15 protein-coding genes and 2 pseudogenes are annotated in these 19,147 nt (G+C 61.0%); 9 read left to right on the plus strand and 8 right to left on the minus strand.

All coding sequences use genetic code 11. The features are described from left to right. The 8 genes from OKW38_RS13485 to OKW38_RS13520 all read left to right on the plus strand — a co-directional run bounded on the left by OKW38_RS13485 (nucleotide 1) and on the right by OKW38_RS13520 (nucleotide 8,760). Nucleotides 1-525 (plus strand): RDD family protein, encoded by a 525-nt coding sequence (locus tag OKW38_RS13485; RefSeq protein ID WP_429361844.1) that lies wholly within the window; start codon nucleotides 1-3, stop codon nucleotides 523-525. 767 nt (nucleotides 526-1,292) lie between these two features. Then, the gene (locus OKW38_RS13490) at nucleotides 1,293-2,234 is read left to right on the plus strand and encodes a UDP-2,3-diacylglucosamine diphosphatase (protein ID WP_090803742.1); all 942 of its coding nucleotides are present in this window, start codon (nucleotides 1,293-1,295) and stop codon (nucleotides 2,232-2,234) included. Between the two features lie 48 nt (nucleotides 2,235-2,282). Further along, nucleotides 2,283-3,314 carry a glycosyltransferase family 4 protein gene (locus tag OKW38_RS13495; RefSeq protein WP_429363739.1) on the plus strand — a complete coding sequence of 344 codons (1,032 nt, stop codon included), beginning with the start codon at nucleotides 2,283-2,285 and terminating at the stop codon, nucleotides 3,312-3,314. Nucleotides 3,315-3,334: 20 nt separating this feature from the next. Then, a complete protein-coding gene (locus tag OKW38_RS13500; protein WP_090805653.1) occupies nucleotides 3,335-4,018 on the plus strand; it encodes a diacylglycerol kinase in 684 nt (227 codons plus the stop codon). Nucleotides 4,019-4,298: 280 nt separating this feature from the next. Further along, the gene (locus OKW38_RS13505) at nucleotides 4,299-5,024 is read left to right on the plus strand and encodes a TetR/AcrR family transcriptional regulator (protein WP_090803741.1); all 726 of its coding nucleotides are present in this window, start codon (nucleotides 4,299-4,301) and stop codon (nucleotides 5,022-5,024) included. A gap of 2 nt (nucleotides 5,025-5,026) precedes the next feature. Continuing rightward, nucleotides 5,027-5,614, plus strand: a complete 588-nt coding sequence (locus OKW38_RS13510; protein WP_026225698.1) for a TIGR00730 family Rossman fold protein — start codon at nucleotides 5,027-5,029, stop codon at nucleotides 5,612-5,614. Nucleotides 5,615-5,679: 65 nt separating this feature from the next. Next, nucleotides 5,680-6,426, plus strand: a complete 747-nt coding sequence (locus OKW38_RS13515; protein ID WP_429356874.1) for an SDR family oxidoreductase — start codon at nucleotides 5,680-5,682, stop codon at nucleotides 6,424-6,426. A 282-nt stretch (nucleotides 6,427-6,708) separates the two neighbouring features. Then, nucleotides 6,709-8,760, plus strand: coding sequence for an ArnT family glycosyltransferase (locus OKW38_RS13520; RefSeq protein WP_429361846.1), 2,052 nt, complete (start codon nucleotides 6,709-6,711; stop codon nucleotides 8,758-8,760). Nucleotides 8,761-8,814: 54 nt separating this feature from the next. On the opposite strand, the gene OKW38_RS13525 is transcribed toward OKW38_RS13520, so the two are convergent. The 7 genes and pseudogenes from OKW38_RS13525 to OKW38_RS13555 form a co-directional block, all read right to left on the minus strand. Next, a complete protein-coding gene (locus OKW38_RS13525; protein ID WP_187617966.1) occupies nucleotides 8,815-9,459 on the minus strand; it encodes a DUF924 family protein in 645 nt (214 codons plus the stop codon). 242 nt (nucleotides 9,460-9,701) lie between these two features. After that, nucleotides 9,702-10,106, minus strand: coding sequence for a TetR family transcriptional regulator (locus tag OKW38_RS13530; RefSeq protein ID WP_429361847.1), 405 nt, complete (start codon nucleotides 10,104-10,106; stop codon nucleotides 9,702-9,704). Nucleotides 10,107-10,126: 20 nt separating this feature from the next. Then, nucleotides 10,127-11,587, minus strand: a complete 1,461-nt coding sequence (locus OKW38_RS13535) for an integrase (protein ID WP_429361848.1) — start codon at nucleotides 11,585-11,587, stop codon at nucleotides 10,127-10,129. 601 nt (nucleotides 11,588-12,188) lie between these two features. Further along, a complete protein-coding gene (locus OKW38_RS13540) occupies nucleotides 12,189-13,409 on the minus strand; it encodes a hypothetical protein (RefSeq protein ID WP_429361849.1) in 1,221 nt (406 codons plus the stop codon). Nucleotides 13,410-13,458: 49 nt separating this feature from the next. Then, nucleotides 13,459-14,833 (minus strand): annotated as a pseudogene (locus tag OKW38_RS13545) (IS4 family transposase). A 91-nt stretch (nucleotides 14,834-14,924) separates the two neighbouring features. Further along, nucleotides 14,925-16,019, minus strand: coding sequence for a tyrosine-type recombinase/integrase (locus OKW38_RS13550; protein WP_429361850.1), 1,095 nt, complete (start codon nucleotides 16,017-16,019; stop codon nucleotides 14,925-14,927). Nucleotides 16,020-16,096: 77 nt separating this feature from the next. Then, nucleotides 16,097-16,426 (minus strand): hypothetical protein, encoded by a 330-nt coding sequence (locus tag OKW38_RS13555; protein WP_429361851.1) that lies wholly within the window; start codon nucleotides 16,424-16,426, stop codon nucleotides 16,097-16,099. A 356-nt stretch (nucleotides 16,427-16,782) separates the two neighbouring features. Here OKW38_RS13555 and OKW38_RS13560 point away from each other — a divergent pair. Continuing rightward, nucleotides 16,783-16,990, plus strand: a pseudogene (locus OKW38_RS13560) (ATP-binding protein); the annotation flags it as partial. Here the strand turns inward: OKW38_RS13560 and OKW38_RS13565 are convergent. Next, entirely contained in the window at nucleotides 16,976-19,051 is a 2,076-nt protein-coding gene (locus OKW38_RS13565; protein WP_429361852.1) for a hypothetical protein, read from the minus strand. The pseudogene OKW38_RS13560 and the gene OKW38_RS13565 sit on opposite strands and share 15 nt — an antisense overlap. Nucleotides 19,052-19,147: the final 96 nt, after the last annotated feature.

The following is a 19,147-nucleotide window of genomic DNA, read 5'->3' on the forward strand; positions in this document are numbered from 1 at the left end:
GTGTCCCAGCCGCTCGCCACCCCCACCCTGCCTGCCGCCGCACCCGGCGGCACGGCGCCCACCGTCCGGCGACGGCTCGCCGCACTGCTCTACGAAGCGGTCATTCTGTTCGGCGTCGTGTTTGTCGCCGGCTATCTGTTCAGCACGCTGACGCAGCAGCGTAACGGGCTCGCGCATCACAACCTGCTCGCCGGCTGGATCGGCCTCGTGGTTGGCGTGTACTTCGTCTGGTTCTGGACGCACGGCGGCCAGACGCTGCCGATGAAAACCTGGCGATTACGGGTTGTTGGCGCTGATGGCGCGCCGGTTTCGGTTGGGCGGGCGATTGCGCGGTATGTGTTCGCCTGGTTGTGGTTTTTGCCGCCGCTGGCGTTGCATCCACTTCTTGGGTTGCGGGTGCCGCAGACGCTTGTTATTGCGGGCGTCTGGTTCGTGGTGTGGGCCGCGAGTGGGCGTTTTGATCCGCAGCGGCAGTTTTTGCATGATCGGTTCGCGGGGACGCGGGTGGTAGCGGTTGGGCGCTAGCGCGCGTGGGCGATGGGCCGAATGCGGTGCTCTCCTTGGGCGGGGGAGGCCTTTTTTGCCTTTGTTCGTGCGGTGTTGGCCTTTCCTTGCCGACTTATCGGTCTATTAGCGTTGCCCCTGTGCGGGGCGGCACCTACTTTCTTTGCTGCTGCAAAGAAAGTAGGCAAAGAAGACAGCTCAAACCGCCAACTCTTAAGCGGGTCCCTCGGTCCGCGTGAGGTAGTGGTGCATCTGGAATCCGTGCTCCCGCACATTCCGCGCTAGTGACAAGGCAGTCATTCTTCCGGCGGCGCTACGCGCGCCGAATCCCCGCTCAAAAACCACTGGTCGTTTCGGCGCGTCGCCGAGGCGCAGCCGAGGGTCCCCGCTGAGCGGGCAAAACCATTGGTTTCCCTGGCAGACCCGTCCGCGACGCACGCAGTGCGGAGCGGGAGGGATGATGGCTTTGTCACGAACGGGGGAATGTGCGGGGGCCCGGATTCCAGATGCACCACTACCCCCTCCAAGCAAGGGGACCCGCTTAAAAGTTTGCGGTTTGAGCTGTCTTCTTTGCCTACTTTCTTTGCAGCAGCAAAGAAAGTAGGTGCCGCCCCGCACAGGGGCAACGCTAATAGACCGATAAGACAACAAGGAAAGGCCAACAAAGCCAGAACAACGAAAAAACAGGCCCCGCCAAGGCCCCTCCGTAATAAGAACTTCTCATGACTGTCACGCCGCAGTCACGCGCCCCCGGCCCAATACGGGCACCGCCACTCGACGCGTGAGCCATGGACCCCAATACGTCCGCGACTTCCCTGTTTCGTCAAACCGGACCGAGCGTCGACCCCGTCGCGTTCCGGCCCGCCCCGGGTTCTACTCAACACGGCCTGCCGCTGCCCGCGACGCCATCACTCGATGCCCGCGCCGATCATCCCGATGACGGCCACGACGATCCGCACCGCTATCGCACGATCTGGCTCTCGGATATCCATCTCGGCTCGAGCGGCTGCCAGGCGGGATATCTGCTCGACTTCCTGCGCCACAACGAATCGGAGTACCTGTACCTCGTCGGCGACATCATCGACGGCTGGCAGTTGAAGAAAGGCTGGTACTGGCCGCAGGCGCACAACGACGTCGTGCAGAAAGTGCTGCGCAAAGCGCGCAAAGGCACTCAGGTCATCTACGTGCCCGGCAATCACGACGAAGCCGCGCGCCAGTTCTGCGACCTCGCGTTCGGCGACATCCACGTACGCGGCGAAGCGTTCCACACGACGCTCGCCGGCAAGCGACTGTGGATCGTGCACGGCGATCTGTTCGACGGCGTGATCCAGCACGCGAAATGGCTCGCCTATCTCGGCGACACGCTGTACACGATGATCCTCGTGCTGAACCGCTGGTTCAACCGCATTCGCAGCAAGCTCGGATTTCCGTACTGGTCGCTGTCGCAATACCTGAAGCATCAGGTCAAGAACGCGGTCAACTTCATCTCGTCGTTCGAACGCGTAATGACCGACGAAGCGCGTCGCCGCGGCTGCGACGGCGTCGTCTGCGGCCACATCCACAAGGCCGAGATGCGCGAGATCGATGGCGTGCTCTATTGCAACGATGGCGATTGGGTCGAGAGCCTGTCGGCGCTCGTCGAGACTTATGAAGGCGAGCTCAAGGTGATCTTCTGGACTGCGCTTCGCGCGCCCCAGGCGGGCACGCAAAAAGCCCGCGCCACTGCCTGAGCACTTCCACTCTCCACTTCCACAGGGCCCGCAGCGATGAACAACGCGATGAAGATCATGATCGTCACCGACGCATGGGAGCCGCAGGTCAACGGTGTCGTACGCACGCTGAAGAACACCCGGCGCGAACTTACCGCGCTCGGCCATCAGGTCGATCTGCTGACTCCGCTCGAATTCCGCACCATCCCGTGCCCGACTTACCCGGAGATACGCCTGTCGTTGCTGCCGCGCCGCCGGCTGCGCGAGCGCATTGGCCGTTTCGCGCCCGACGCGTTGCACATCGCGACCGAAGGTCCGCTGGGCATGGCCGCGCGCGCGTATGCGCTCGACCACAAGCTGCCGTTCACGACCGCGTATCACACGCGCTTTCCCGAGTACGTGCAGGCGCGCTTTCGCATCCCGCTCGCGGCGACCTACAGGTTTCTGCACTGGTTCCACAAGCCGTCGCTCGCGGTAATGGCGCCGACCCCCATCGTCAAGCAGGACCTCGAGAAGTTCGGCTTCACGAACGTCGTGCTGTGGACGCGCGGCGTCGATCTCGAAATCTTCCATCCGATGGACTCGAAGGTGCTCAACACCGCGCGGCCGATCTTCCTGTACGTGGGACGCGTGGCGGTCGAGAAGAACGTCGAGGCATTCTTGCAGCTCGACCTGCCCGGCTCGAAGTGGGTCGCGGGCGAAGGTCCGGCGCTCGCCGAACTGAAGTCGCGCTATCCGCAGGTCAACTATCTGGGCGTGCTGTCGCAGGCCGAACTCGCGAAGGTCTACGCGGCCGCCGACGTCTTCGTGTTTCCGAGCCGCACCGACACGTTCGGACTCGTGCTGCTCGAAGCGCTCGCATGCGGCACGCCGGTGGCCGCTTATCCGGTCACCGGCCCGATCGACGTGCTCGGCGACGGCGGCGCCGGTGCAATGCACGAGGATCTGCGCGAAGCGTGTCTGGAGGCACTGAAGATCGATCGGTCGCATGCGCGCGCATGGGCCGAGCGCTTCTCGTGGGCAGCGGCGTCCGCACAATTCGCCGCGCATCTGAAGCCGCTGCGCGACACAGCGTATCGTGAGGAAAGCGCCGCTGCGTGATGCGGCGCGCGGAGCCATCCATGCGAAGCAGTCGATCCAGCGCCGAAGGCGCGTCGAACGGCGCACTGCGCGCCGTCGAGTCTACCCGCGACACCACCAGCATCGAACCGTTCGACGACGTACGCGAGCCGGGTATGACCGGGCATGCGGATACCGTGCATCGGGTGAACGGCGCGAGGACCATGACCGGCGGCGCCAGCGTCGCGGGTGGCGTGCAACCTGACGCCACCCAGGACACGACTCGCGACTCAAGCCACGACGCCCCCAACGAACCGCTCAGCCCCGACGACCCGCTCGCCCCGCTGCCCTTCAACCCCTACAAAGGCAACCGCGGCCTCACGCGCGCATGGCACGCGATGAAAAACTCGCTGGCCGGATTTCGCGTTGCGATTCGCGAGGAAAGCGCGTTTCGTCAGGAACTCACGTTGGCCGCGATCCTGATTCCGTGCGGCCTCGTGGTGCCCGTCGATCCCGTTTCGCGCGTGTTGCTGCTCGGCTCGGTACTGCTCGTGCTGATCGTCGAGCTGCTCAATTCGAGCGTCGAAGCGGCAATCGACCGGATCTCGCTCGAACGTCACGAGTTGTCGCGCCGCGCGAAGGATCTCGGCAGTGCGGCCGTGATGGTCGCGCTCGGCATGTGTGTGATGACGTGGGGAGTCATCGTCGGGCCGCTGGTCGTCGGCTGGGTTCGCGCGTGGCTTTGAGGTTCGATGCGGGTTGAAGCGCACGCTTCGCCACGCCCCACAGGATGAAAATCCGCGCAGGCGGTTGGGGATTAGAACGCTCGGTTTATAATCGTTTGACGGTCTCACAGGAAAGCGCTCGCGCAAACGGATCCGCGCCTCGCCTCATCCTGCCCTTTCGGGGGGCCCGCCGCGTGTCGGCGGGTTCGGGAGAGCTCAATATACCAACCGCATCCGGGTGGAACACGCAGCAGCGGCACGCCGCCACGCGCCCAGCCCGGCATAACCAGGGCCGGACGACATGGAAGCCAAACCTCCCCGCCGCACGCGCGAACGGATTCTCGAACTGTCGTTGAAGCTGTTCAACGAAATCGGCGAGCCGAACGTCACGACGACGACGATCGCCGAGGAAATGGAAATCAGCCCAGGCAACCTGTACTACCACTTCCGCAACAAAGACGACATCATCAACAGCATCTTCAGCCAGTTCGAGCAGGAGATCGAGAAGCGTCTGCGTTTCCCCGACGACCATCGCGCGACCATCGACGAGATGTGGTCGTATCTGCAGTACATGGTCGATTTCACGTGGCGCTACCGCTTCCTGTACCGCGACCTGAACGACCTGCTTGCGCGCAACCGCACGCTCGAGACGCACTTCAAGCAGATCATCAGCCATAAGGTGCGCTTCGCGAGCCAGTTCTGCGAACAGCTCGTCGCCGACGGCGAAATGGTCGCGACACCGCAGGAAATGCAGGTGATCGCGACCAACGTCGGCGTGATCGGCACGTACTGGCTGTCATATCAGTTCGTGATGAATCCGCGCAAATACAACGAGCAGGAAGCGATCCGCGAAGAGCTGCATCAGGTCAGCGTGCAGATCGTCTCGCTGATGGCGCCCTACCTGCGCGGCCGCTCGCGGCAGCTGTTCGACGATCTCGTATCGGGCAGGCTGCCCAAGCGCGAGTTCTACGACTACCTGCCGCCGCGTGAAGGCGCCGCGCCTCGCAACGAATCGAAGGACAGTTGAGCATGAAGTCGGTGTGTGTCTATTGCGGCTCCTCGATGGGAGCCAAACCGTTGTATGCGCAGGCGGCGCGCGCGTTCGGCCGTGCGCTGGTCGAGGCCGATCTCGCGCTCGTCTATGGCGGCGGCAAGGTGGGGCTGATGGGCGTGATCGCCGATACCGTGATGGCCGAAGGCGGCCGCGCGATCGGCGTGATTCCCGAGCTGCTCGTCAGCAAGGAAGTGGGGCATAACGGCCTGACCGAACTGCACGTGGTGCCCGACATGCATCATCGCAAGAAGATGATGGCCGAGCTGTCCGATGCGTTCGTCGCGATGCCCGGCGGCGCGGGCACGCTCGAGGAGCTGTTCGAGGTCTTCACGTGGGCGCAGCTCGGCTACCACGGCAAACCGGTTGCACTCCTGAACACCGACGGCTTCTACGCGCCGCTGATCGACCTGCTTCAGCACACGGTCGACGAAGGCTTCATGCGCAAGACCTATCTCGACATGCTGCAGATCGACGCCGATCCGCTCGCGTTGATCGGCAAGCTGCAACGCTACGCGCCGCCCGCGCGCGACAAATGGGCGGCGGTCCAAAGCGACGCGATCTGAATCCCGGGTCCGCCGAACCCGAGCGAAGCGCGCCGCGCACGCACCACCCCAACGACGAGGTTGCGATGACGAAAGCTGTTCTGATCACCGGCGGCAGCCGCGGCATTGGCCGTGCCACCGCGCGTCTGCTTGGCGCGCGCGGCTGGTGCGTCGGCGTGAACTACGTGCGTGACCTCGCCGCCGCGCAGCAGACGGTCGCAGAGGTCGAACACGCGGGCGGCCGCGCGGTGCCGATCGCCGGCGATGTCGCGAACGAAGCCGACGTGACCGGCATGTTCGATACGCTGCAGCAATCCTTCGGCCGCATCGATGCGCTCGTCAACAACGCGGGCATCGTCGCGCCGTCGAGCCAGCTCGCCGATATGGACTTCGCGCGTCTGAAACGCATGTTCGACGTCAACGTGCTCGGCGCCTATCTGTGCGCACGGGAAGCGGCACGGCGCATGTCGACCCAGCGCGGCGGCGCGGGCGGCGCGATCGTCAATGTTTCGTCGGCGGCGGCGCGGCTCGGTTCGCCGAACGAATACGTCGACTATGCGGGGTCGAAAGGCGCAATCGACACGATGACGCTCGGCCTCGCGAAAGAACTCGGCCCGCAGGGCGTGCGCGTGAACGCGGTGCGTCCGGGCCTGATCGACACCGAGATCCATGCGAGCGGCGGCAAGCCCGAGCGCGCCGCGCAACTGGGCGCGACCACGCCGCTCGGCCGCCCCGGCCGCGCCGACGAAGTCGCCGAGGCCATCGTGTGGCTGCTCAGCGACGCGTCGTCGTACGTGACGGGCGCGCTGTTCGACGTCGCCGGCGGCCGCTGAGCGAACGCCGCACGCAACGCGGCGCAAGCCTTAAACACCTGGCGCGGTCCACTACGGCCGCACCTTTCCAGCCCGCTCCCCCTCTCCTCTTTCCCCACGAACCCTGGTCGATTTCTCATGAAACCGGCACAGCCGCGCAGCGAATGCGCGCGCGTTCGTTCGTGTGTAATCTTCAGTAATAATGCGGCGCTACAATTGACCAGATCGTATGCATCTGCAGGCGACGTAAGCAAAGCATAAGTACGAGGCCAACGCCGCCGCGTACGCTGACCAGAGACTTTCATGCAACACAAGCAGTCCACGCGCTGGCGCGCGCACAGTGCCAACGCGACGGCCCCGACCTCGGCCGCTCCAGCAGGTGGCGCGCACGAGGCTTCGCTTTCCGCCAGCACCGCGCACCCGTTTGCCGGCGCGCAGAGCCAGCCGGCGGCCGGGGACCCCGCGGCTTCGGCCGCAGCGGCATACAGCGCCGACACCGCCCATCCATCGGGCTCCGCCGTTTCTGCCGACCGCGCAACGCGCGGCCTGCAGCGTTGGCGCGCGCTCGCGGCGATCCGCCCGCTGCTGTGGCTGGTCGCGCTGGCGATCCTGTGCGCGTGGCTCGCCCCCGGCATTCTCGGCCACGAACCGTGGAAGCAGGACGAAACCTACACATTCGGCATCGTCCAGCACATGCTCGCTACCGGCGACCTCGTCGTGCCGACCAATGCCGGCCAGCCCTTCGTCGAAAAGCCGCCGATCTACGATTGGGTCGCCACGGGCCTCGCGTGGATGTTCGGCCGCTATCTGCCGCTGCACGATGCGGCACGGCTCGCGAGCGCGCTGTTCGCGGGCCTGACGGTGTATTACACCGCGCGCGTCGCGCGTCGCGCGGTCGCTGCGTCGAGCTGGTTCGACCTGCGCGTGATCGGCACGCTCGCGCTGTTCGGCGGCACGCTCGTCGTCGTCAAGCACGTGCACGACATGATGACCGACGTCGCGCTGATGGCCGGCGCCGCGCTCGGCTTTTGCGGACTGTTCGAACTCGTACTCGTGCATCTGCGTGACGACCCGCGCGCCGCGTCGTATTTACCGATGCACTCGCAAGCCGCCCGGCAGACCGAACCGCTCGATGCCCGCGAGCGGCGTCACGCGATCATCAGCGGCGCGACGATGTTCGGCGCGGGCGTCGGCGTGTCGCTGCTCGCCAAGGGGCTGTTCGTACCGCTCGTGTTCGGCGCCACCACCTGCGCGGCGCTGCTGCTCTATCCCGCATGCCGCAGCCGCGGCTTCGCCGGCGCGCTCGGCCTCGCCGCGCTCGTCTGCGCGCCGTTCGCGCTGATCTGGCCGATCTGCTTCTACCTGCGCTCAGAGGCACTCTTCAAGGTGTGGCTGTGGGATAACAACGTCGGGCGTTTCTTCGGTTTTTCGGTCGCCGAACTCGGCTCCGAAAACGAGAGCCACCTGTTCGTGCTGCGCACCGTGCTGAGCGTCGGCTTTCCGGTCGTACCGCTCGCGCTGGCCGCGCTCGCCGGTGGCGCATGGCGGCGCTGGCGCGATCCGCGCGTCGCGTTGCCGGTGCTGTTCGCGGGTATCGGTTTTGCGGTGCTGCAAAGCTCGGCGACGGTTCGCGAGCTATACATCCTGCCGTTCATCGCGCCGCTCGCGCTGGTCGCGATGCAGGGCGTCGAACGTTTGCCGGCGCACCTGCATACCGGCTGGGATATGACTAGCCGAGTGCTGTTCGGCAGCGCGGCCGCGCTCGTGTGGATCGTCTGGTCGATCATGACGACCCCCGCGAACACGCATGCGTCGCTGCATCTGCTCGGCCGCTGGCTGCCGCTCGACTGGGTGCTGCCGATTTCGCCCGCGCTGATCGTCGGCGCGCTGCTGCTGACGATCGGCTGGCTGTGGCTGCTGCCGTCGTTCAAGTACGCGGGCAAATGGCGCGGCGCGCTCAGCTGGTGCGCGGGCGCGATGCTCGTCTGGGGGCTCGTCAGCACGCTGTTGCTGCCGTGGCTCGACTACGCGAAAAGCTACCGCTCGGTGTTCCGGGACCTCGGCGCGAAGATGGATATCGAATGGAACGACGGCGACTGCATGGCAAGCTCCGGACTCGGCGAATCCGAAGCGCCGATGCTCTTCTACTACACGGGCATCGTGCATCAGCCGAGCGAAGATCCGCGCACGACCGCCTGCACCTGGCTGATCGAGGAAAGCCGCCGCGACAACGCGCGGCCGCCGGCCGGCGAATGGCGGCTATTCTGGTCCGGTGCGCGACCGGGCGATTCGGATGAGCTGTTGCGCGTCTTCGTGCGCACGCCGATGGCGGGCAAGCTGCACGGCGACGAGTAGAGCCGCGCAACGCGTCGCGCCGGCCGAGTGTCTCGCGCGCGCGTCCGCGTCGATTCAGAACGACGAACCGGGCTCGCGCAGGAACGCGATCTCCTCGTCGCTCGATTCACGTCCGAGCAACCCGTTGCGATGTGGAAAGCGGCCAAATCGTTCGATCGCTTTTGCGTGGCGCAGCGCGTACTGATAGTAGCCGTCACCGCCCGGCTCCGCCGCAAGCTGTTTGAACAGACGCAGCGACTCCTGCTGGCTCGCGAGCGTTTCATCGTGCTCGAACGGCAGATACGCGAACGCGCGATGCTGCACGTCCGGCAACAGCCGATCGGCGCCGCTCGCGATGATCCGTTGCGCGGTTTGCAGCGCCTTGCCGTCGGTCGCGAAGGCGCGCGGCGTATTGCGATGGCAGTTGCGGGAAAACTGGTCCAGCACGATGACGAGCGCCAACGCACCCAACGGCGTGCTCTGCCATGCGTCGAGCTCACCCGCGTTCGCCGCATCGATCAGGTTACCGAAACGTTCGCGCAGCATCGTATCGACGGCGTCATCGCGCTTGAACCAGAACTTGCGCTCCGTGCCGCGCTCCGGCGTGCCCGGCGCACCGAACCAGCAGTCGAGAACCTCGCGCGCCCGCGGCGCAAGCGCCGCATAGTCGGCTTCGACCGAGTACGGTGCCGAGGTGGCGTGCGGCGGCGTGTCAGCCATTGCGGTTGCGCATCCCACCGTTCTGAATACTACTCACTATTAGCAAGCTCCAAGCCATTGTATCTAAACGATATTTTACGACTAACAAAAATTATGAGACTGTGCTGCACGGTCCGTCAATCAGCAGTCGTTAGTTCGCAAAATATGAACTATCCGATGGTGTCAGTCTTTCGTCTCTTCGAGACGAGCAGCAGATAGGGGGCCGGGGGAAAGACGACGCCTGTGGCTTTAGCTAACAGGAATTACGATTTTGGCTCTCGCTGTCGAGTAGGCATAGTGAGGACTTTGCCCATTATCTGCGCCTTGAGATAGGTTATCTCTTCGCGCAGCGTTTCGTTAATCGACGTAAGTTTGGCAATGTCAAATTTTGCTACGCGAAGCTCCTCTCTTAAATCCTTGAGAACGGCCTGCGCTTCATACAATGCCGCTGCCTTGGCATCATGCTGCTTACGTGTGGAACGACCAATCTGCGCGCGGATTTCTTCGGCAACGTCGGGGTATGTGTTATGGATGAGGCTCGGATTGACACCCGCCGCAGCGGCGACAGCGGTTATGCTCATCTTTAGCCCTTCGTCCTTGACCCGCTGAATCGCACGCTTCAGTTCATCTTTTGTTTGCTTTCGGTTACGAGGGCGAGACTTGCTCATTGTGGCAGTGCCGCACGGCTTCACGAGAATTGACCCGAGTTGGCGTAAGCTGCAGCTTGTGCCGCAGACGGCAGAGGAACACAAAGGTCGCTTAGCACCGATTCGGAACGTCGTATTGCGCGTTGCGCCTTTTGAACGACTGCCGGCCCGCAATCTGTAATAGCCGCTAACCGCAGATTGTCGAGATGAATCATCTGCCACGTCGTTGCCTGGTCGCGGTCGATGACCCCATGGGAGCACCTGCCACACATGGCGGGGTCATACACTCCTTGCCCGTGGCACCCCTCAGTACCACTTAGGCACCATGCATGGCCCGTACTACGAATATCGACTGCTTCCGCCGTATGCAGCAACAGGTCGTTGATACTTCGGACCGGCGTTGCCCGGGTTTGCATAATTTTTCTGCCAGCGCCGCCACTGAGCGGCGCGTCGGACTGCATCCAGCCTTCCATCAACTCGAGACGAGCCTCAATCCGTTCGTCTTCCAGTTCTCGGTATAGCGCGACGTCCTGATGCGGGTTAGAGGCATAGAGTTCACTCCAAGACATTGACGAGTGCTTTAGCTGCCACATCACGAACACCAAACCCATACGCCCTAGTCGCGAATTGGCCACGTTATACGCAAAGGTACGGCGGCATTGGTGATTTGCCAAGGGCCAGTCCACGCCTGCAGAAACGGCGAGGGATTTGAGCTGGGCGTTGCAAGCCTCCACACTCATCACCTCTACCCGCGACCCACTCCCAAGATGGTCAGTCCGACGTTTATCCAAACCGAGGAACATATGGTGACGAATCTCGCGGATGTGGTTGAGACGCTCGACCGCATCTGCGACCGTCATTCCGTTCTCCAAAACGCCGGTTTCATCGCTCACTCGTCGCAGCTGCGTTCTTAGCCAGCGGGCCTCCGCAGCAAGACGCGCCTGCAACGGCGCAGCGTAACGCTGCAAGATGGTGAGCGCTCGCACTGTCTCTGGCGGCACCAAATACTCTACAAAGCCCTTGCCTGTCTTTGCCTCATATGTACGTACCCAATGGAACGTCACTCCCCGCACAACCTCGCTTCGCCAGCAATCATTGGTGACACACGTGCTTTCGCTATTTCGCATTCCCGACGTAATCTGCGTAAGGTACAACACGACGTCGCGGACTTCGGTAAGCTCACTTGATTGAGCAGAAATCCTCTCGGCGTCTCGGGCCTGAAACAGGGCTTCCGCGTTGTCAAGACCGGCCTCACAATACGCAAACAGGGCTTGTTGCACCGAGCGCGGAATCACAGGCGTTTTGCTGGTACGGGCGGCCGAACTACCATCGTTGACGTTGCATCCGCAGGCACCAGGGAGAGTCTCCCCGCTCCATGGATGCTCCGGAAGCGGATAAAACACCTCCATGGGGAAGTGCCAGACTAAGTCGATAATCTCCAGCTGGAGCCTAATTGTAGTAGGCGCGAGCCTGCGTTTCAGGTCTGTGATGTAGTCCGACATATGCAGTGCGCGGACTTGGCTGAAATAGCAAATCCCCAGCGATGTCAAATGTCGGAGCAAGACGCCCAGTCCTTTTCCAGTTCTCGACACAGAACTTCCTGACCAGGGCTTTCCGAGGGGCCCACGACGGAGTGCGCAATAAAGCGCTGCTTTCGCATCGTCCACTAGGGATTTCGGTGCGTCAGTAGGCCAGATAACTCGATGCTGTGAAGCCTTTCTGTTTTTTGCCTTCGATTCCGATGACAAGACCCAAATGGGGTCCGCAAATCGGCTCACCTGGTATTCTTTACCGAGCCCGTCTGCGACAGCGGTAACGACGACAAGGTCCCGCTCAGCCTGCGACATCCCCGCCAGACTCAGGGGCTGCGCAGACAAGAGTTCGTAGGCCCTAGGACGTTGATGGACAGGAAACCTGACAATTGGCGCCAGGGGCCGTCCAGCGCTCCTTGTTTTGGCTTCGAAAGCTTCAGCGGCCACATTATTAGCGCCCCCAGGCTCCTTTGAGGAGCGGTCATGAACGCGTCGGCGTTCAGTGTTCTTGCTGCGAGCCATATCTGTTTTCCTCCTTTCCGTTCAACATCGTTCGGTGTTCTAAAAAGTCCTATCTGTGGGCACGAGCCCTCCGACTCATCGTCATTTGATGCACCCAGAACGGATGCAGGTTTTGCTTTGTTTTAGTTCGTGCCTCTTTGACGATACGAGCTGCGAATTGGCGTTTGGTAAAGTTGTCGATGTATGGAATGGCAATACGGTAGCGGTCCCGCAAATCTTCTAACGCCTCGTCGCCGGTACGTTCAGGGCCAAGTGCCGAATCCAGACTGTTTAACTCGTTCTTCGCAAATACCTGGAAGCTGAACAGCCTCCAAAGCTCATCGACCGTTCCCACGATTGCGAAGCTAGAGCAGAACAGGCACATCACGTATCGGTCACAGTGGTTATGCCCGTCTCCCGGCGCATGCTCGCCGTTAAGCGTGTCGCGACAACCTGACACAGGTGTACTTACGGACGGCGAGCCGTCAGTGCTGGCCGTACCAGGTCTAATCTTGATAACGCGCCCCTTGGCCTTAGTCGATGCCGCTTTCGCCCCGCGCATGCGGTCGATATAGTCCTCGTTCATGAACCCTGCCGCCTCGGCCTTTCGGGCCTCGTTCATTGACGGGTAATTGAGGGCGGCGACTGGTGGCGTATTGCCCATTAAGTTGGCCGTCTTCGCCAAGTCCCCATCGGCATGGCGGAACGCGCGGTCAAAGAACGACTTGCGGGTGCGACTAAGATTTAGTCGCAGTAATTTTCCGTTGTCGCCAACCAAGTTGTGCCGGGCAATCAGCGCGTTGATGGCCTTTGCCAAGGTGCGAGACGTCAGGCAGGTGACCTTGCCCGCCCTCGTTGTGGCTCGCTCTTGGGACCGGAACAGCCATATACGACTTTTATAACGGGCAGGCGCCTCGCGCACTAGAGCATCGGTGCTCGTAATGGCCTGTTGCAGCACGGCGCCCTCGGCTAGGTTGAAGACGATTTCGTCCCCGTCAGAGTCAATCGTGGGAGTTAAATCATTAGCCTCTGCGCGGGCAACACTGGACCTGATTTTTTTACTGCGAAACTTCACTGTGCGCAGTCGTATCGTTCCCGGCAACGGGCCCGGAGCCATGGCATCGCGTCGCAACTCCAACAGCGGCGTAGGAGAGGTTCCTTGTCGATGCGCAATCAGTAACAGTCTCATGGCCTGCACGTCGCCGGGATTGAGCTTCAGATGTCCTTGGTGAACGGCGACAAGGTCCGTTTTAATTGCCTTCGCCAGACGCTCCTGCTCTGCATCGCTCAAGCTAGTGTGGCGACTTGCACCGTCTCGTCCTAGAGGGAATGGCACTTACTTAAGCCCGTGGAGCGTGCCCATATTTTTGGACGCGCTCACGTGCGATGTGACGAGGCTCTTTCAGCCATGGGTAGGACTTCGGTCTTCGTTTGCGCATTCGTGGTTCGATGCGACCGGGGCGACTCCCAACGCAAGACTGCGTGATCAGGTTGAACAGGAGACTCTGGTTGTGAGTTGCCGTCAGACCTCTGGCCAGCCATTCAGTCCATAACTGCACCGTGTTTGAAACTCAGTGTTCTCGGGTCAGTGGCATGGTGACTGGCGGCCTGAGCCATCAGCAGCCGAATCACGTTGTAGGCCAGCAGATGGACCCAGATCTCCTTTTCGTTCATGTGGGCAGTCTGGCAATGCAGCACATCCATGCCCATCGTCGTCTTGATGTTACGTAGATCCAGTTCCACGTTCCAGCGCCTGGCGTACAACTGCGAGAGGTCCTGTTTGCTGGTCTTGCGTGCATCAAGCATCGTGGTGACCAGCACCCGGTGATGCAGCCTGGACTCGCGCACCATCAGCTCATCGGGGAAGGCCTGGTACTGCTCATGCGTCATCCAGTCAGGACGCTGCCGGGGTTTGGGCCACGTCACAATGTGATCGCGCGTGCCCAGGGACCGGCCTCGCCGAAAGTCGGTGCGGCGTGCCCCATGCTGTTCCATCACGACGTCCACCCCGGCGGCGATCATTGAGGCCATCAGAAAGTAGTGGCAGTACAAGGCATCGGCGACGATCACGTTACCTTTGCGAAACGTGCCTTGCAGCATGCGAAACGCCGTCAGCTCCCCGCTGCCTTTGCCCGCGTAAGTTCCGACCGCCGACTCCAGTACTGCGCCGCTTGCCAGACAGATCACCGCAACCAGATAGGCCAATGGAAAGCCCACTCCTTCGGCCTGAGCACTGGACTGCGGGAAACGGGCCTGGTTCGACGGCGTATCGGGCATCGAGATCCCGGTGCCGTCAACCAGCTTGACCGGGCGCCCGCGCCACTTCCAGGCAGCCTCGGCCTGCTCATGCAGTTGGCGCCCCGTCTCGCGCGCCAACTCCCGCACCATCGTCAGCGGCAGTCTCTGGCGAGCGCGGCAGTAGCCTCCCGTACGCACACTCATGGGCCGCAGCCCGTCGGCAGCTCGCTGCGCCGCCCACCCGTTGACTGCCTTCTGACAGGAGGCGTCCTCTTCCAGCGCCTGGCGCATGAACATCGACAGTGTCACCGTCGGCGGATACAGCCGTTCCCGATGTTCTGGCAAATACGCTTCCGTTATGCCCAACAGCCCCGGGCTCGTCAGTATGTTGAAGTAGTCTACCGCCTGGGCCCTGCACGCCCGGCTTTGAACCCTGCTTCGTGTTTGCCTGTGATGACTTCGTGCATTACGATCCATGGGGGCTGATCTTTGGAATGAGACGGTGTTTGCCTGGTAACAACCATCGTATCAATCCCTGGATCAGCCCCCTCCCTTTCTCTTCAAGCACTTACCCGCGTCTTCTCCTCCATGTAGGCTTAAGTAAGTGCCATTCGTCATAGAGCTGGTCGAACTCGTCCATCATCGACAGCGCGTGAGCGCCCATCAGCCGTTCAATCTGCTGAAGGTAAACCATCGTCATCTGCACGCTTGCGTGACCGAGACGGTCGCGCACATACATCAGAGGTTCTAGTTCGATTTCTGGATGCGCTCGAAGCAGCAGCAAAGTGTGGATGGCGTAGCTGTGGCGCAGCATCAGCGGTCGAATGGCGAAACCGACCTTGGCTCCTAAGTCCTTCATGACTTTGTACGCCGACCCTTTGCTGTATGCGTTGCCGTACACCGTCAATAGCAGCGCTTTTGGCTCCCGCCCTAAGGTAACGTGACGATTGCGTTCAAATCGTGCGTACGCCCACAACTCCTCCATGAGGCTATATGGGACATGTACCGTGCGAGGCTTGTCGAACTTGATTTTCGTATAGCGCGGGTCTAGCTTCACATCAATAAGCGACCCAGGTTTAATGTCCGGTCGTGTCGCAGGGTCGAACACAGACGTTAATGGGAACGTTCGAGCCTCAACAGACCGCAATCCGACACGGGCCATCAGGTCAAAGAGCAATCGTTGTGATGTCGAGCGGATGGCCGACCGCGCTACTTTTACTTGCCCAGCAGTAAGAAACACCGGCTCCTTTTCCCACTCGTCCAGCAGAAGGTCCAGCTTACTTACCGCTTGTTTGCCGCCCGTCACATGAGCCAAGTCATGCCCGATTCCGTGCACCTTGACGTCCGAGTACGTAAAAGGCAGTCGCTCAATCATTCCGAGCTCCAACGCCCGTCGGTAGAGGCCGGCGACGATTTTAAGTCGGCGATTAACGGTCCCCGGGTCCAGTTTCAAATCCTCGGCTTGCCAGTCACGGTAGATACGCACAACGCTTTCGCCCGCGTAATTGAACGGGCGATTCCACGCGAAACTGTTAGCCTGCAGAAAGCAAGCATAGTCCCAAAGGTGTCGGCCATAGTTTTCCCAAGTCTTAATATCGAGCGCCTTGCCGCGCTCCAACAGAAGCCAACGAAGGTACCCGTGAAACGGCTGTGCCGGCGTCATGTCGTCCGCCAATATGGCCGGGAATCCGGGGCGAGGACGCCCGGCATATGCAAAGTCCTCAGTCGTAAAGACAAGTCTCACGTCTTAACCTCGCGCAGCGTGGCAACGGCCTTCTTAAATGGCACACGCCATAAGTACATGACGAGGTCGATGGCCCCCCCTCCGCCCTTGTCCGCGCGGGTGTCGTAAAACCGTGGACCATCGACCAGCAGCTCCCAATCAGCGCCTGCGGCGTTGACATGGACCCGCCGCGTCGAAATGGACTGCCGAGGAACGAAGTCTCGGTCGAATTTGACGTGCGTCGCAAGGCGGTCCAGTACAGCCAGTGCGTCGAGGCTCCGTAACCGTTCCAATTCCGAGTTGTCCACAGTCGCCATTTTTTCTACCCAATCCCTGCGTTCATGCATTTGCTCACATGAATCTTGACGAAGGTGAGCGCAAGTCCCAGTTCCACTCAAACGCTACAAGCGATAGGGAAAACTAGTCTTTGTGTCCCGACTCGTCAATGGACAGCAACTCACTTGCAGCGGAATTCAAGACAAATCCTCCTCGCCAGAGGATTATCAAATTCTCGAATCTCAATTTGTAAAGTCGATAATTGGGGGACGCTTTCTTTACAAATCAAGAAATAAAATTCTTTTTGCTCTTTTGCCTTCCTTCACCCTTATAAATAAGTAATCCTCCGTGTCCCGGACGCCAAAAACGATTTTTTTGTTGAGTAGCTGACCCCGTTCTCACTTGCACGCATTGTCGCGAACTGCGAGAGCGCAAGCGCCAGACGCTCACGAAGCTCGGGTCGCTGCCCCTCATCAAGGCGCTGCAGGGATATGACTTCGGCTTTGCCAGCGGTGCGCCACGGGCGCAGATACAGGAGCGGGGAGCCTGGCGTTCATCGCGCGAGCCGAGAACGTCGGTTGCTCGGCCCCAATAGGGCCGGCAAGTACACGCCGCAATGCCTATTGCAATTTCGACACCGGCTCTTGCTCAACCATAGGTTCGTCATTCACCGATTTGCTGGACGGACTCTGCTTGTCGTACGCCCAGCGCGTCCAACAAATTTTTGCGAGCACGGTTAGCCAAGACGTCGTCTCTAAGTTCATCGCCTCCTGCAGGACGGCTCGCTCGTGATGAGGGCAAAGTCGCAGCTTTCCTGTCGCCATTGCGAGCAGGAACTCCGGGGCGGCGTCGCCAATCGGGTGCGACGCCAGCTGAATCCACTTCGTCATGAGTCGGGCCATATCGTTGCTCGCGCCCGGATGCGACCGATAGTCCAATTCTGAGGGATACCCGGCGCGCAACATCGCGGCCTGAATTACGCCATCGTTGTATCGAGTGAAGTTCTCCGGGTCCAACAGCGCCTGTTGGAACAGGCTCTTGCCTAGCGTCGTCGCAGGCGTCTTACTGTTCGCTGCTCGCGTCGCTTCAACGAGCGCTGCGACCGTGAGCAGGACCGCAGCACCAAGATGTTCCCCAAAAATCTTGTCGCTTCCAGTCCAAAGCGCGAATCCGCTCGACAACTTGGGCGCGACACCCGCCAGTGTAGGTAGAAAGACTCTATTCCCCGCCAACGGCACGCCGCCCTCGAGGTCCGAAACGCGCTCTCCAAGCAATGTCGGCACGTGGAGACGTTGTTCCTTCAAGTCTTCGATGAGCTGCCTCAGAACCTCTAGTTCCGCCTGCCAATTGAGTGCTTGCTCAAGTCTGCCGACAGGGAATGCGTGCTGGCAAACGAACGTGTAGGAAACGCTCGCGTCCGACCTTGAGAGGTCCTGCTTCAGTTGGCTGAACTGCGCTTCCGATTCAGGAAGCGCCACATAGCTCAAGAACAGGCGCGGACCCGACTTTTGAATCGTGCGCAGCAGCGCTGAGATTTGCTTGAACACAAAGCCGCTGCCGATGACCGGGCAGATGACGACGAATCCGCGAGAATCCAGCTGATACTGCTGCACCTTCGATGTTGCGAGTAAATCATCGCTTGAGAGCACAACAGCATCCGTACCTGGATACTGATTGAGCTCAAGCGCCGCCGCGTCGGCGACCGCTCTCGCATCGGCTGTAACCTCTCGGGACGCCGACCCGCCTGACGCGGGATAGACGACAGCGACCGGCCCGGGGAAAGCATAGTTCTTCAGCCAGTCTTTCAGCAATGACGCCTTGCCCGTAGGTGCGCTAGAGATAGCCTTCTGCGTCAGCTTTCCGTCGAACGTGATGGACCAACGGCTTGCACCATCGAACTTAACCTGTCCTGCCGAGAGTTGATTCGTCGTCGCCAACTCGGGCAACGAGCTACGAGTGGCTTCCGAAAGCGCTTTATAAACAAGTCGAACCAAGCGAGGTTTCGCGTACCGGCTCAAAAAACGCTCACCCGATATTTGAATACTTTCATCACCTAACGGCAGGGCGTTCGCGGACGCAACAAACTCGCTGCGCATGTCGTTCAGCGCGGGAGCACCTACCAGCTTGACAGGTAGTTCGTAGAGTACATCACTCCCGTCCGTAACCGCGCCTCTCTCGCCGGATTTGAGTCTGACAAGAGTGTAGACGTGAATCGCTGCCGGACTTAGGCGCTCGCGGACCCGTGCCTCCAGGCTACCCGATGTAGAAGCAGAAATAAGTACAAAAGCCGGTCGCCCAAGCGGTGTCCACCTATCGAGTCCTTCGTAGGATTTAAAACTTTCGATAATGTATTCGGTGTCGCCACGGCCTTCACAGCGATGAAGCTGCGCGAGTTTTTCTGCCAGAGGCCAGATACCCATCGTGTCAATGTAGACGCTTGTCCGCACACGTTGACTGGACTTCTGGGCGGCCCACCAATCGTGGAACGGCTTAAGTAACGCAAGTGCCAGCAACTCGATGGTCGCGGTGCTCTGCAGTAGAGATTCAGCTCTAATGAAGTGGCTGGCGTACCGCCCGGAGAGCTTTTCGAACCAGAAATTAGGCGGCGCTGGTACGACGATGTCGCTCTGGCGGACTTCCTGCTCGATACGCTCAGCAACCGCTTTTCGGTAACACTCAGTGAAGTCGACGTCCATTTTGACGCCATCCTTCGTCACCTCAAGCCATAGCGTTATACACATCTCGCTGCGGCAGCCGCCCGCGCCAGCAAGCCGTTTACATTCAATGACTTG

The sequence above is a fragment of the Paraburkholderia sp. MM5496-R1 genome (assembly GCF_050436205.1).
In the GTDB taxonomy this organism is placed as follows: Bacteria; Pseudomonadota; Gammaproteobacteria; order Burkholderiales; family Burkholderiaceae; genus Paraburkholderia; species Paraburkholderia tuberum.